Source organism: Zobellia uliginosa (assembly GCF_018860745.1).
GTDB lineage: Bacteria > Bacteroidota > Bacteroidia > Flavobacteriales > Flavobacteriaceae > Zobellia > Zobellia uliginosa_B.
In genome coordinates this window covers 802,351-816,649 of record NZ_JAHKPY010000014.1, presented here as the reverse complement: position 1 = coordinate 816,649, position 14,299 = coordinate 802,351, and the positions used below count along the sequence as shown (strand labels likewise).

Here is a 14,299-nt window from a genome sequence, read left to right as displayed (position 1 = left end):
GCATCCCAATGAAATTAATGGCAAAAAAATTATCGCTCCAAGTTATAATCATCTTTCTGTTCTATAGCTGCTCCAATCACGGCCAATTGATTTATGTGACCAAATTACCAAAGAGTCTTAAAGAGAACTCCGGTATAGCTACATATACGGACAATTCTGCTTGGTTCATAGAGGACAGTGGTAATGATGATATTATAACACAGGTAGATTACGACGGGAAAATTTTAAAGGAATTAAAAGTCAAAAATGGTAAAAACCATGATTGGGAAGACCTTACCGAAGACAAAAAGGGTAATTTATATATTGGTGATTTTGGGAATAATGAGAGTAACAGAAAAAATCTCATAATCTATAAACTACCAAATCCAGAATACGAAAGTGGTGAGCATATTACCGCAGAGCACATAACCTTTAAGTATCCGGAGCAGAAAAAATTCCCGCCAAAAAAGAGCAAGCGTCTGTATGATGCGGAAGCTTTTGTGCACTACAACAATTACCTCTATATCTTTACAAAGAATAGAGCAAACCCATTTACAGGAGAATCACATATTTACAGAGTTCCAGATACCAAAGGAGACTATGACGCCGAGTTCCTTGGCAAAATTACTCTTTGTGGTGATTGGAACACTTGCAAAGTAACTTCCGCGGATATTTCACCAGATGGCAAAACCTTGGTTTTATTAGGTGCGGGAAAGCTTTGGACAATCACCAATTTTGACTTAGAGAACTTACCGGAAAGCAGTCTCATAGAAACCGATTTATTGGTACGTACTCAATTGGAATCTGTTAGTTTCTTGGACAATTCTACCCTTTTACTTTCTGATGAAGAAACTAAAAAAGAAGGTAGAAACCTTTACAAATATGTGCTTAAGTAACCTTTTCAGCAATTAAAAGCCAAATCCTAACCCAAAGGAAAACCGCATACCATCATCACTATTAAAAAGTGCCAAGCGTGCCGTAACGATATCGGCTCCGTTCAAGAAAAAACCACCCCCATAAGAAGTATGCCAATCTTTGGAATTCTCTTTTGGCAACCATACCCTACCATAATCAAATCCGCCATAAAGCCCCATAGACAATGGCAACAACTGTGTTTTAATCTTTCTTAGACTATATCTTATGTCTGTATTCTGATAGTATGATTTTTTACCGGTAAACCGCTGGTTTCTAAATCCTCTTAACCCGTCTAAACCTCCTATGCTAGCAGCCTGATAAAACTCATAATCATCGCCTATATTAAAATGTGCTTTCCATTTCGTAGCCAAAACCAATCTGCCGCTTGGTATCAACTTATAATCAAACGCAAGACTTGGCTTAATATACCCAAAAGCCTTTCCGTTCTCCGTACTTCTCTTATAACCGGTTTCAAGCGAAGTGGACATACCCATTGTTGGGAAAGCTGCATTATCCGCATTGGCATAAGAATAGGTGGCATCAACCCCAACAAATCTATTTACCGTTTCCTCTCCATTGGCTTGGTAAAAGGTATTAATGAACCTATTGTCACTTTCTTCAACTTCTATAGATTCATAGGAAACCCCGGCTTTAAACTTGGCACCCAAGTCGCCTCGCCATACCAAAGCAGGTGCAAATTTTAGGGTTTGCAAACGTACTCGGTTGTAATCTAATCCTAGGTCATCATCAAAATTTTCTGTACTGTTACCAAAATCAAAGAAATTAATTGCAAAATTCGGGCTTGTAAACCGCACTCCCAAATGCAAGTTCCAATTCTCAAAAATATGAGCGAACTCGCCGCTATAGCCGAACTCTATACCGCTGGTTGCAAAATAATACGAAGCATCCAATTTATGTTGCTGGGAGAAAGGGTTTTTTCTAAAACCATTGAAGGTATACGTATCACTAAACCCTATTTTGACTCCGTCATCAGGATTAAAACCAATAGTTGGGATAATCTGATTTACCGAGTTTCTTATCTGCAAAGGCAAATAGTTATTAGTATTGTAATCATCCGTTAGTTTTAGTTTTGCTCCACTAAGTTTCTCAACACTGTTCTTTTTACTCTTATAATCATAAATAGCAATGTTGCCCCCTTCGTTTACCCTATACACATCATTATTCTGCCCCCCTATCAAACGTATTTTTACGGCACTTCTTTCGTCTCCGTTTACCTCAAAAATATCATCATCGTCCAGACCGTAAACCCAAACCTCTTTAGTACTATTTTTATTAAAAATCTTTGTAAAAAACAGTTTATCCTTTTCTCCTTTTATATTTCTGTAAACATTAATCTCTGTCTCCTTGTCATTTAAGATGTTTATCTCAAACCAATCATCTTTATCGGTACCGCTAACTACAGCATATTTATTTAAAACCCCGTAATAGATTTTTGCGGTTTTCTCAATATTTCCGGCTCTAGCCAATAAAACCTCTTTTATCCTATCTACAGTCTCATCTCTCACTTCCTTTGGGAAATGCGTGAATGCTTTATCAATAACCTCAGCAGTTAGATTTTCCCTTATATATTTGGCTTGTTCTTCCCATTCTTCAGGAGTAGTCTGGGTTAAAAGAGCCATATCCAAGACATAAGTTTTTGGAGAAGAATTAAAACCCTTTACATTTCTTATATCCTTGCTAAAGCCTTCCATTAATCGTAAACCAGGTATAATTCTAGTGGCCAGACTCATAAAAAAGCCATCACCATGTTGGGAATAAACCATATCACGGTCTCTAGGAACGGGCTTATACAGTATTTTATCATTTTTCTTGTCTTCAAATTCTGCCCAACGCCATTGATCTACGTGACGGTCCCAATCTCCCATGACCATATCAAAAAGGCGTGCTCTTAGGTAAAGCTTAGAATCAACGGCATACTTTTCATCATCCCGTAGATTTTCAAGCATACTATCCGTACTTTTTAATTCATTGGAATAACCAAAACTTTTTAAATCTCCATGACCATCACCGGCATGTTCCTCTATCATATAAAGTTCATCGCCAAAGGTTTGGTTAAATTCGTTCAATGCAGGTTGTTTTGGTATATAATATAGTACTGGATTAGTATGATACAGTCCTACCGCATCTGAAAGCACATCCGTTGTAAATGGTCCGTACGGATGAGACCCCGTGTAAAAATCAAGAAGAATATCTTCAGTAAATGTATTCTCAAAATTCCCCATTACGTATTGCTCTTGGAAAGCCATCGCTTGCAGATAGAGTTCGGCATCCTTCCGGAGCGCTCTCATTACATACTCTTTACCATCCTTGTCTCTTAGGCGCAATGATTTTGATTGATGTCCACCACCTTTGTGAACAGGAACCAAACCTCCCATTAAAGTATCCAAATTTACCGTTGGAACTTCTACTTTGGTCGCATAGTACTTTCGGTACCGATCTCCCCATAGAAATTTAAAAAACCCACTTCTCTCTATCTCTTCTTCCGAGTAAACGGAAGCTCTTACGGTAGCCGGAAATTCCTCAGGATATTTCTCTTCGAAAAAAGTCCTTGCAGGTGGTAAAACCTGAGAAGTAAATAAAAATTCTTCATTTTTATTGGCATCCAATCCAAAGTAACGTACTTGAGATGACCCATCTGTATACACCTCTAAAGTGGCATATCCTCTTTGTCCGGTTGAAAATTCACTACCGTTTAGTAAGCGTGTTGCACCTGTTTTTGCTCCAGAGCCGCTAACGATTTGAGGTGTATTCTCCTCAACAATATATTGAAGCGTATGCTCATGTCCAGAAACCATAACCACCTTTTCCGAATATTGCGCTAAGGTCAGTAAACGCTTTCTGAGCTCTACATATCTTTTGTTCTGCATATCTTCTACAGATGCACCGGTTGTTCTCCTTAAAACATTTATAACGCTTCCAAGAATAGGAAGCGGACCAATATTTCCCTTGGGATAAAAATTAGATCTTAATGAATATTGACCGCCATGCGTTCCATAGCTGAACATAGGGTGGTGCATGGCGAGAATAGTGGTATTTTGTCTGTTATCCTTTATTTTATCCTCTAATTCTAGCCAAAATGCATTTCGGGTCTTAATATCGCACTTATCATTGATATCCGGCCGTTTGTTCCAGTCCGTTAGGTACCACTCCGTGTCTATGGCTATTATAGTAATGTTATCACTTACCTCTATAGTTTCAATAGGACAGCCATCTTCAGGAAAAAATACATCCTTACTATTCAGCTGATCTTGAATATAATCTTGTTCCCTAGCCAGCCCTACCAAACCCTCAGTATACCAATCATGGTTACCAGGTATAAAAATCGGGTTCCCTTTAAAATTCTCGAGAGTCTTCAATTGGGCGTCCAAATCGTTTTTGGCCTTAATATACGCTGCAGTAGAATCTATGGGGTCAGGAAGACCCGCCGGATAAATGTTATCGCCTAAAAATAAGGCAGTACTATTCTTGTCCGCAGTATCAAGTTTATCCTTAAATATCTTGAGTGCATCGTTCATTCCATTAATAGGAGAAAGACCAGCATCACCTATAAGGTAAAAAGTATGTGCCACTTCTTTGGTGGTAGGGATATCTTTTTTACCTGCTTCATTGGCATACTTTGTTTTAGAAGTAGCGCAACCTATAAATAACATAACCAATGCTATTAAAGCAAAATGTTTACGCAATAGAATACTATTCATTCTCAATATTTTGTAATTTGGAACCATAAACAATGTTTCATGCCGGATTTACTATCGAAAACCGAAGAGTTTGCAACCAACCTGTTAGTCAAAGAGTTAGATTCCAACTATTTGTATCACAACCTAAGGCATACCCAACGGGTCGTTAAAAGTACTAAAGAATTGCTTGACTACTATAACTTAAACGCTATAGATAGTGATGCAATTACTCTTGCTGCGTGGCTTCACGACACGGGTTATACGAAGGGCACGGAGAATCATGAGGAAAAGAGCTGCGCAATAGCAAAGGAATTCCTTACTGAGGAAAATTGCGATTCCCAAATGATTGAAACGGTCTGCAATTTAATCATGGCAACAAAGAGAGGCTACGAACCACAAAATCTCATGGAAGAAATCATGAGAGATGCAGATGCTTCTCACTTATCACAAGGCAGTTACCCGGAAACTTGCGAGATGCTACGGGAGGAATTACGCCTTTTAGGTATTGCGGAAATCTCTACTAAAGAATGGCGCCGGACAAATATTAAAATGTTCCAGACCGAGCATCGTTTTTATACGGATTACGCCATAGAGAACTGGCAAAAAGGAAAAGATGAAAACTTAAAAAAATTAGTGAAGCGGGATAAGAAGCAAAACAAGACCCGCAAAAAAGAAGAGCTCAAAGTACAGTTAAAGAATCAGAGTCCTGAACGGGGCATTCAAACCATGTTTCGGGTTACTATGCGAAATCACTTAAAACTAAGTGATATTGCCGATACTAAGGCAAATATTCTTTTATCCGTGAATGCTATTATTATTTCGTTGATGCTTTCCAATCTAATACCTAAGTTAGATAATCCATCAAACGATTATCTGGTAATTCCTGCTGGGATTTTTGTTCTTTTTAGCGTGGCTTCCATGATTATGTCCGTCTTGGCTACGCGGCCTAATGTTACTAGTGGGGAATTCACTAAAGAGGATGTCAACCAAAAAAAAGTAAACCTACTGTTCTTCGGTAATTTTCATAAGATGAAACTTGAAGATTACGAGTGGGCCATTCAAGAACTGATCAAAGACCAAAAATATGTCTATGATTCCCTAACGAAGGATTTATACTTTCTGGGTCTTGTCTTAGACCGAAAATACAAGTTATTACGTTGGACGTATACCGTTTTCATGATAGGTATGACCTTATCTGTAATTGCTTTCTTTGTAGCCCTTAAATTCTACGGCCCCGAAAGAATTATTGAATTACCCACCTAAGCCTTTAATTCATTCATAAGGTCATCGTAAGTATAAGTCATTTCCAAATCGTTCTCTTTGGTCTTGTATAGAATATCGGCACGTATGGCTTTTAATCCGCTAACACCTTGTAGACCTTCTAATTCAACTATTTCTACCTTGCCGGTAAAGTAGCCTTTAGAACGTAAGAAAGTAATATAGCGTAAATACTCTAGCTCATCTTTTTTCTGAGAATAAACAATGACCATTTTACCTGCTTGCGTTAAACGCTCGTTGGTTCCTTTTATGAAAGATTTATCAATACGTTTTTTGATGATTTCATATCTGGCATTGTATGTACCATCTACATCAAAACGTTTTTCGTCCATTCTAAAGCGAATGGATAGTGATGTGCTATACACCAACACCAATGAGGCAACATCCAATGGAACCGAAAGTTTAGGTTTTAAGGCATAATGAGCGTTTTCCATTTCACACATTACCTGTAATTGCCACAAACGAAGGTTATTTAGATATAACATATCAAAATCTTGATCGCCTACAATCTCATTACCAATGTACATATTATGTTCTACACCATCAGTTTTATAGCGCTCAAAATAATGTGGAAACATTTTTTGAGCTCCCTTTTGTTTTTTGTCCATTAAGGATGCCAGGCACATGTTGATACGTGTAACACTTTCATCATAATTACGCCTGTGGTCATAATAGGAATCCGTTCCCATATCTACAGAAGATTCATAAAATAGAATCTGATTGTTCAACTCCTCATCCACTTTTTTCAAATGAGAAAAGACAGGGTTTATCTCATCCATTACAAAATTAAAAATAGACTGCTCACTATTGGTGTGCAGACTTTCTTTAATACTGTCTATATGATTGTTTACCCTAAACATCAACTCTTCATAAATAGGTAATTTCCTTTTTTGCCATGCAGCCTCAAGAACCGTATTAATAGTTGAAAGTTGAATCATTAAATCTCGTTGAATAGCAATATTTCGTGCCTGAGACGAATTTTTAATATCTACTTGCCCGTATAACGGATACACATCCTTAAATACAATTTCTCTGAAAGTTGGCTGTGTTCCTTCTAGGTTATCCTTTATAAAACGTTTCGCTTCCTCTTCAAAACGCCAGTAAACCGAATCATGTACAGAAGTACATTCATTTTGAATAACGGCATCTACCAAGTTACTTTGCTCTTCTTTTGTACGAAGTACGGCCGATACAATGAATGGCATGACGTCTTCTAATTTATTGGCATTTATACTGTTAAGTACATTAGCTTCATAAGCCACCAATTCTAAAACACCCAAAAGCTCTCCTTTGGCGGCAATGGGTGCCAAAATCGCACTTTTGATATTTTTTTCCTTCAGACCGGAATATAAAGATTCCCCACCGGAAGCTTTACAACTTCGGTCTATGTCTGAAATCGCGAAATAACTATTTTCCTCCAATAGCTTTTGGTAAGAACTCTTGCACAAGGCACTAGTACAATGCAAGGCATCGTTTTCCCCTAATAGAAAACTCTCCATGCCATTGGCGAAAACCTTTTCAAATTGATTGGCTTTTGGATTATACTCTACAAAGCCCACCTGTATATCCGGTGTATTGAAGAAAGACCTAAAGGTTTCTTGCAAATCACCCATAAAATTATCACTGTTTCGCTTATCATTAGCGATTAGGCTGGATTTTATTTCAGATATAGAATGTTCGGCTGTTACATCAAACATATTGGAGATAACGAACCCTTTTGACACAAAACTATTAGGCGGTATTTTCTCCTTCCATAGTTCTATGTTCTCAAAATTGTCCAATAGTTCATCCACATCACTTTGAGTTAGCTTTTTAGCTGTTTTCGTGGGAAGAATATCAATAAAATCCGCATTATACAAGATTCTATAGTGGCGCATTACGCCTTGTTTATCAGGTATATCGTAAAAAAACGGTCTTTTGAAATCAAAATTAAAACCGTAATGAAAATTAAGTACAACCGTACAGGCCAAAATATACATTTGGTCTTCGTGCAGATTACGCATGTGAGGTATAAAATCCTCACCACCAGCATCTTTTAATATTTTCTTGAAACGTTTTGAGGAATTGAAGATAATATCGCTATAAGGCAAAGAAGCCGTCTTTATCTCATTGTTAGTGACCACTTCAGGAAAGATATCTTGCAAAATAAAGTTAATGACATTTTTGTGCTTTTTAAGCAGGGAAACATCATTGAACCCCTCTCGTAGTTCAGGGTACGGTTGTGCCATTTCCAAAATTCGCCGCGCCTTAAGAGACACGGTGTCATTGCCACTTTTGGCCATTACATCATACTGCTTCAAAAGTTTATCAAAACTAATGAGCGACGATATGGGCAAATCTTTTCTAAAATTTTCTTTCATCTTCAGTCTAGTCAGTCGTAAACACCCTTCTAAAGTTACAAAAGAAATTAGTGTTTGTTCAAACAAACTTTATGCCTTTCAACGCTTTTTTTAGATATTTATACAAATTTACGATATGTCGTCCAATACTAGGTTATCCAAAGCGTACCAAACTGCCAAAATGGTACCTTTTGACGACGAATCGAAATTTATTCTCTTCAGTGATTGCCATAGAGGCGACAATAGTTTTGCCGATGACTTTGCAAACAACCGTAACATTTACTTTCACGCCCTTAATTTCTACTATAAAGAAGGTTTTGATTACTGTGAATTAGGTGATGGTGATGAACTTTGGGAAAACCGTTTTTTTGAATCCATTTTTGAGGCCCACAAGAATGTTTACGAGCTTTTGCGAAAGTTTCATTTAAGTAAAAGGCTACACATGATATGGGGAAATCACGATATGGTCTACAAAGATCCTGAATATGTAAAAAAGAATCTAAGCAGTTATTTTGAGCCTATAGACGGGGAGTCAAAAGAACTCTTTGAAGGCATTACCTATCATGAGGGCATTGTGCTAAAACACAAGGGTTCCCAACAAGAAATCTTCCTTACTCACGGCCATCAAGGGGATTGGTGGAATTATACCTTTTGGCGCTGGAGCAGGTTTTTGGTACGCGCACTATGGAAACCTCTTCAAGTATGGGGTATTGCAGACCCTACAAGTCCTGCAAAAAACTACAAAGAGCTTATAAAAGTAGAGCGCCGCATTAAAAAGTGGATTTTAAAAAACAACCTTCTGATTACGATTGTGGGGCATACCCACCGCCCGCGCTTTCCAGAACCCGGAGATATCCCCTTTTTTAACGATGGTAGCTGCGTTCACCCAAGAAGTATTACCGGTATTGAAATCGAGAAAGGAAAAATCTCTCTGATAAAATGGCAAATCTCTACCACCGATGATGGCACGCTTCGTGTAGTACGTGTCTTACTGGAAGGTCCCCAAAAGCTAACGGACTATCAAAAAGCGAAAGGTTAGAAGAATATGTATCTTTGCCTTACCATTAACTAATAATTACATTACATGTTTAAGAAAACACTATTAATTGCCCTTACCGCACTTGTACTTACCTCTTGCTGGAAAAACAAAAGTCCTGAAGACCTTATTCGCTTAAAAGACAAATTCAAAAGCCAAGTGTCTACTTTTGAAAGTAAAAAAGAAACGGCCAATAAGAACGTAAATAAAGGCCTAGAATCTTTAAGTGCACTGAAAGCTGCCTTAGAGGATACTAAAAATGAAGATAAAGAATTTGCCAAAGTATATGGAGATTGGGAAAAAGTAGACAAACGTGTACAAAACCTGAACAAAGAATACGAAGATTTAAAAGAAAAGGCCGCGAACCTATTTACCGCAATGGAAAAACAGACCAATAGCCTTAGTGACGAAACCAGCAAGAAAACACTTTTGAGTGCCATTCAAAAAGCACGCACCAAGTATAACGGAACATTGACCAACACCTCAAAAGCTATTGATAAACTAAGACTTTTACATGGTGATGCCGTAGAAGTCGTAAAAGCACTAGAAGTAGCTGCCGCACTTAATTCTTTTGATAACATAAATGATCAAATGAAAAGCATAGAAGGTCGTGTTGAAGGTATTATGCAAGAATTGAATGTTGCCGTAGTAGAGAGCAAAAAGCTTTACGAACAGAAGATTACGGAACTTGGGGAGTAGGTGAGCTTACTACCCAAAAAGACCTATTATAAAAAAAACTGAACCCTCTAAGTACAAAGAGGGTTCTATTCAGTTTAGTTTGCCAAAGCAAATAAATGTAAAAGAACATGAAAACAATCTTAGCAATACTATTCCTTCTCACAAACACTATAGTATCTGCACAAGAGCAATCTAATAATGACCAAGTCAGGAAGTTTCAAGACGAATTAAATGCAGAGTTCAAAAACCCAGAAAAGTCGCCTTTAAGCAAGAGGGAACGAAAGAAGTTCACCGGTCATGACTTTTATCCTATCAATGAAAATTTACGTGTAGCCGCAAAATTCAAAAGAATTCTTAATCCGCTGCCGTTTCAAATGAAAACAACTACCAACAGAACGCCTACCTATGAAAAATACGGAGAAGTGGTTTTTGAAATAGAAGGGCAACAGCACAAATTAACTATATACCAAAGTCATCGTTTACGGCAAACCGAAGAATTTAAAGACTATTTATTTCTTCCGTTTACTGATTTAACCAACGGAGAAGAAACCTATGGCGGCGGTAGGTATATTGATCTTCGGATCCCAGACTCAGATCAAATAGTAATTGACTTTAATAAGGCATACAATCCCTATTGCGCGTATAATAATTATAGCTCCTGCCCTATTCCGCCAAAAGAAAACGACCTTCCTATAAAAATTGAAGCTGGAGTAAAGGCAGTTAAGAAATAACACCAGCTGCAAAAAGTCGTTAAGAACAAATCTATTTATGCAAACTGTTTTTGGTAGCTGTCCTAATTCATTACCTAAGCAAACGCCCCGTTATATTACCTCCTAATATATTGCTCACCTCCTTAACGGTAGCGAGATTAACATCTCCTTCATAGGTATGCTTAAGTGCACATGCGGCACTTGCAAACTCCATTGCCTTATAATCGTCGTACTTTTGCAAACCATAAATTAAACCGGCAGCAAAAGCATCCCCCGTTCCTATTCGGTCCACTACGTGGGTAATATCAAGATTTTCGGTTTCCCTAAAATCATTGCCATTCCACATTCTAGCCCTTATTTTATGCCAAGAAGAATTCAATGAAGTCCTGATTTTATCGAATACTTTTTCTATAGTAGGGAAAGCGGCCATTAATTGTTTGCTAGCTTCTATAAAATCATCATTCTCATAACCAAAATCCGTACCTAACACCTCATTTATTTCATTAACACCACCAATAAAAATGGTAGAAAAATGGAGTAACTCACGTAAAGCTTCTTTTGGGTCCTGTCCGTATTTCCATAAATTACTGCGGTATGTTGGGTCTGCAGAAACGGCCAATCCTTTTTTCCTTGCCAATTTCAAACCTTCTTTGAGTGTGTCAAAAGCCCCTTGTGACAAAGCTGGTGTAATCCCTGTCCAATGTACCCATTCCCCATTTTCCAAAGCATTTTCCCAGTTTACTTTTGATGGTTCTATTTCAGAAAATGCAGAGTGAGACCGGTTATAGGAAATCATGCTAGGCCTAATAACCGCTCCTACTTCTAAGAAATAAACCCCCAAAGGTCTTTTAGATAAGGATATAGAAGAAGTATCTACACCAAATTTACGAATGTAGGCCAAAGCAGTCTCACCAATAGAATCGTCCGATACGGCGCTAATATGTCTTACATCTCCTCCAAAATTAGAAATTGAAATACCCACATTCAATTCCGTTCCTCCAAAATAAAATTCTACAATATTAGATTGAATAAACTTCTTGTTACCTCGTGGAGAAATTCGCATTAAAACTTCACCGAATGTTATAATCTGGCCCATAGTGTAATTTTGAAGTTAAAAATACCCAATGAAAAGGAGAATATGCACCATCCTTCTAATAGATTTCCCTGAGAAAGAGATAATTCACCAGAATTAACAAAAGCGATACCAACCAATAGTATTTTAACTTTCTTAGCTATATTTCATTTGCTGTGAAGTCCATAATTCCTTTAATAGTAGTTTTATAAAAATCACTAAACAGTATATTTTTTTTACAATTATATCCGCTCAAAAGGTCTAAAAATTGCAGTGCACATAGATAGTTTTAGTGGTATCCGTAATTCACTTTTATGACAAATATAAAATCCACTCCCTATTACTGCGGATTTCCCTGTCAAAAATCCTTTCATATTCCCTAATTTAGTACAGCTACCAGAAAACTATAGAACCTCATGCCATTATCCAATAAAATGGGGCATTACATCAAATTTTGAATATGATCAAATCGAAAAAGAAATTCTTGCTTATACTATTGACCATTGTATTTATTAGTTGTAAGGACCAAAAAGAAGCGCCAACAAATGACATAACGATAGAACTGTCCGAATTAACCATTTCAAACATTCACAAAGCTTATCAAGAAGGCTCTTTTACTAGTAAACAATTGGTACAGGCCTATGTGGAACGGATTGAAAATTTTGACGGTACCATAAATGCCATTACAGTTACAAACCCCAAAGCCATAGCAATTGCAGAAGCGCTTGACAAGGAATACAATGAAACGGGCTTGTTGCGACCCTTACACGGAATTCCTATCATTGTTAAGGACAATATTAATACGGCAGGACTACCAACTACGGCGGGCTCATTAGCTTTAAAAGATTACATACCAAAAGAAGACGCTTTTATTATAAAGAAACTAGTAGATGCGGGTGCCATAGTAATCGCCAAATCTAACATGGCAGAGTGGGCCTTTAGCCCAATGCATACAGAAAGCTCAACTGCGGGAACTACAAGAAACCCTTATAATACAGATTTTGTTCCAGCAGGATCAAGCGGAGGAACAGCTGCTTCTATTGCCTCTAATTTTGGCACTATCGGTCTTGGAACGGATACCGGAAATTCCATAAGAGGACCGTCTTCGCACAACTCATTAGTTGGGTTTAGAACTTACTCTGGGCCTAATAAGCAGAAGTGCCATTGTTCCTCTATATTTGAGAAATGATGTGGTCGGGCCCATGGGCAGAACCGTTGAAGATGCTACTAAAATATTAGAAATTATTGCAGGGTACGATGCGGATGACCCCCTTACCAAAAACTCAAATGGAAACATTCCCCTTACCTATACACAGTTCCTTGACAGTAATGCTCTTGTTGGCGCTAGAATTGGAGTTCTTAGGGAGTTAAGTGATGACAACCCTAATCCGGAAATCAAAAGATTATTTGAACAGTCACTTTTAGATATGGATTCTCTTGGCGCTACTGTGGTAGCCCCTATAGTTGTACCTGATTTTGCTAGTTTAAAAGAAAACCAGTGGTGCGCTCCATTTCGGGAAGATGTTGAGGGCTTTTTGGCCAACTACGTAAAAAATGATTCTATAAAAACCATAGAAGATATTATCAAAGTAGGTAGTACTTCTAAATTTGCAAAAGAACGATTACTAAGAAATGCCGAGCATACAGGCAGATGGGAAGACTCAGAAATTCCATGCTTGGACGCGTATTCGGATGTTCGTAGAGTTGCTTTTCGCGAGGCTATAGAAAATGTAATGGATTCCTTAAACCTAGATGCCATAGTGTACCCTTCTTGGAACAATCCCCCTGCAAGAATTGACCGTTTTCAAGAGGAATATTTAGGAGACAATAACCAGATAATTAGTCCGCATACTGGCCAGCCTGCCTTTACGGTACCTATGGGTTTTACGGCCAAAAACTTACCAGCTGGACTTCAATTCTTGGGTAAAATGTATGATGAACCCATATTAATAGGCTTGGCATATTCTTACGAACAAGGAACAAAACACAGAAAAACACCTAATTTGCAAAAAGCGCCAACCCACAATAAACCGGAATAAATCTAATATAAATCTGTTTAAAAAAATATCATCTTAATGGTAGAGCTTAAAGACTATCAAATAGAAATCGCAAAACAGTTTGCCCAATACCGGAACAACCCGATTATTTTTGACAATGGTTATGATAAAGTTCCCAATCCTTTTACCTTAAAGGATGCCGAAGAGTTTATAGCTATTCAACTTAAAAAGACTTCTGCGCAAAGAAAATTAATCTATTGGAAAGATATTTTTGTCGGCGAAATAGGAATAGATATTAAAAAAGATGTTTTTAGATTGAGTGCCGAGATGGGCTATTTTATTGGTGAGCCTTTTTGGGGAAACGGAATTTCCACCAAGGCCATAGCACTAATGACCGATTACGTTTTCAATACTTTTGATATTGTAAGGATAGAAGCGGGCGTATTTGAATTCAATAAACCTTCTATGCGGGTTTTGGAAAAGAATGACTTTACTTTAGAGAGCATTAAAAAAAAGGCGGCATTTAAAAACGGAAAACTAATAGACGATTATCTCTGGGTAAAGCTGAAGGAAGACTCAGAAAAATAACACTTTTAC

11 protein-coding genes are annotated in these 14,299 nt (G+C 37.6%); 8 read left to right on the top strand and 3 right to left on the bottom strand.

Annotated features, from left to right (window positions below):
* The first annotated feature begins 8 nt into the window (after positions 1 to 8).
* A complete protein-coding gene (locus KO521_RS18345; RefSeq protein WP_252730105.1) occupies positions 9 to 875 on the top strand; it encodes a hypothetical protein in 867 nt (288 codons plus the stop codon).
* Positions 876 to 887: 12 nt separating this feature from the next.
* Here KO521_RS18345 and KO521_RS18340 read toward each other — a convergent pair whose 3' ends face one another.
* Positions 888 to 4,613 (bottom strand): metallophosphoesterase, encoded by a 3,726-nt coding sequence (locus KO521_RS18340; RefSeq protein WP_215941353.1) that lies wholly within the window; start codon positions 4,611 to 4,613, stop codon positions 888 to 890.
* Positions 4,614 to 4,652: 39 nt separating this feature from the next.
* On the opposite strand from KO521_RS18340, the gene KO521_RS18335 reads away from it, so the two are divergent.
* On the top strand, positions 4,653 to 5,855 hold the full coding sequence (locus tag KO521_RS18335; protein WP_215941352.1) for a Pycsar system effector family protein: 1,203 nt from the start codon (positions 4,653 to 4,655) through the stop codon (positions 5,853 to 5,855).
* Here the strand turns inward: KO521_RS18335 and KO521_RS18330 are convergent.
* Entirely contained in the window at positions 5,852 to 8,230 is a 2,379-nt protein-coding gene (locus tag KO521_RS18330) for a GAF domain-containing protein (protein ID WP_215941351.1), read from the bottom strand. The two genes, KO521_RS18335 and KO521_RS18330, sit on opposite strands and share 4 nt — an antisense overlap.
* A gap of 115 nt (positions 8,231 to 8,345) precedes the next feature.
* On the opposite strand from KO521_RS18330, the gene KO521_RS18325 reads away from it, so the two are divergent.
* The 3 genes from KO521_RS18325 to KO521_RS18315 all read left to right on the top strand — a co-directional run bounded on the left by KO521_RS18325 (position 8,346) and on the right by KO521_RS18315 (position 10,654).
* Positions 8,346 to 9,248, top strand: a complete 903-nt coding sequence (locus KO521_RS18325) for a metallophosphoesterase (RefSeq protein ID WP_215941350.1) — start codon at positions 8,346 to 8,348, stop codon at positions 9,246 to 9,248.
* A gap of 45 nt (positions 9,249 to 9,293) precedes the next feature.
* On the top strand, positions 9,294 to 9,944 hold the full coding sequence (locus tag KO521_RS18320) for a hypothetical protein (RefSeq protein ID WP_215941349.1): 651 nt from the start codon (positions 9,294 to 9,296) through the stop codon (positions 9,942 to 9,944).
* Between the two features lie 107 nt (positions 9,945 to 10,051).
* Positions 10,052 to 10,654: a DUF1684 domain-containing protein gene (locus tag KO521_RS18315; RefSeq protein WP_215941348.1), complete on the top strand. Its 603-nt coding sequence runs from the start codon at positions 10,052 to 10,054 to the stop codon at positions 10,652 to 10,654.
* 70 nt (positions 10,655 to 10,724) lie between these two features.
* Here KO521_RS18315 and KO521_RS18310 read toward each other — a convergent pair whose 3' ends face one another.
* Positions 10,725 to 11,729 (bottom strand): sugar kinase, encoded by a 1,005-nt coding sequence (locus KO521_RS18310; RefSeq protein ID WP_215941347.1) that lies wholly within the window; start codon positions 11,727 to 11,729, stop codon positions 10,725 to 10,727.
* Positions 11,730 to 12,165: 436 nt separating this feature from the next.
* On the opposite strand from KO521_RS18310, the gene KO521_RS20510 reads away from it, so the two are divergent.
* From KO521_RS20510 to KO521_RS18300, 3 genes are read left to right on the top strand one after another with little or no spacing between them, the layout of a single operon-like run.
* Positions 12,166 to 12,894 (top strand): amidase, encoded by a 729-nt coding sequence (locus KO521_RS20510; protein ID WP_252730104.1) that lies wholly within the window; start codon positions 12,166 to 12,168, stop codon positions 12,892 to 12,894.
* Position 12,895: 1 nt separating this feature from the next.
* On the top strand, positions 12,896 to 13,744 hold the full coding sequence (locus KO521_RS20505) for an amidase family protein (protein ID WP_354668231.1): 849 nt from the start codon (positions 12,896 to 12,898) through the stop codon (positions 13,742 to 13,744).
* A gap of 36 nt (positions 13,745 to 13,780) precedes the next feature.
* Positions 13,781 to 14,290, top strand: coding sequence for a GNAT family N-acetyltransferase (locus KO521_RS18300; protein ID WP_215941346.1), 510 nt, complete (start codon positions 13,781 to 13,783; stop codon positions 14,288 to 14,290).
* Positions 14,291 to 14,299 lie beyond the last annotated feature (9 nt).

Coding starts and splice junctions, on each gene's coding strand:
- KO521_RS18315 (WP_215941348.1), top strand. CDS start 10,052: ATGAAAACAATCTTAGCAATACTATTCCTTCTCACAAACACTATAGTA.
- KO521_RS18310 (WP_215941347.1), bottom strand. CDS start 11,729: ATGGGCCAGATTATAACATTCGGTGAAGTTTTAATGCGAATTTCTCCA.
- KO521_RS18340 (WP_215941353.1), bottom strand. CDS start 4,613: ATGAATAGTATTCTATTGCGTAAACATTTTGCTTTAATAGCATTGGTT.
- KO521_RS18345 (WP_252730105.1), top strand. CDS start 9: ATGAAATTAATGGCAAAAAAATTATCGCTCCAAGTTATAATCATCTTT.
- KO521_RS18325 (WP_215941350.1), top strand. CDS start 8,346: ATGTCGTCCAATACTAGGTTATCCAAAGCGTACCAAACTGCCAAAATG.
- KO521_RS18330 (WP_215941351.1), bottom strand. CDS start 8,230: ATGAAAGAAAATTTTAGAAAAGATTTGCCCATATCGTCGCTCATTAGT.
- KO521_RS18320 (WP_215941349.1), top strand. CDS start 9,294: ATGTTTAAGAAAACACTATTAATTGCCCTTACCGCACTTGTACTTACC.
- KO521_RS18335 (WP_215941352.1), top strand. CDS start 4,653: ATGCCGGATTTACTATCGAAAACCGAAGAGTTTGCAACCAACCTGTTA.
- KO521_RS20510 (WP_252730104.1), top strand. CDS start 12,166: ATGATCAAATCGAAAAAGAAATTCTTGCTTATACTATTGACCATTGTA.
- KO521_RS18300 (WP_215941346.1), top strand. CDS start 13,781: ATGGTAGAGCTTAAAGACTATCAAATAGAAATCGCAAAACAGTTTGCC.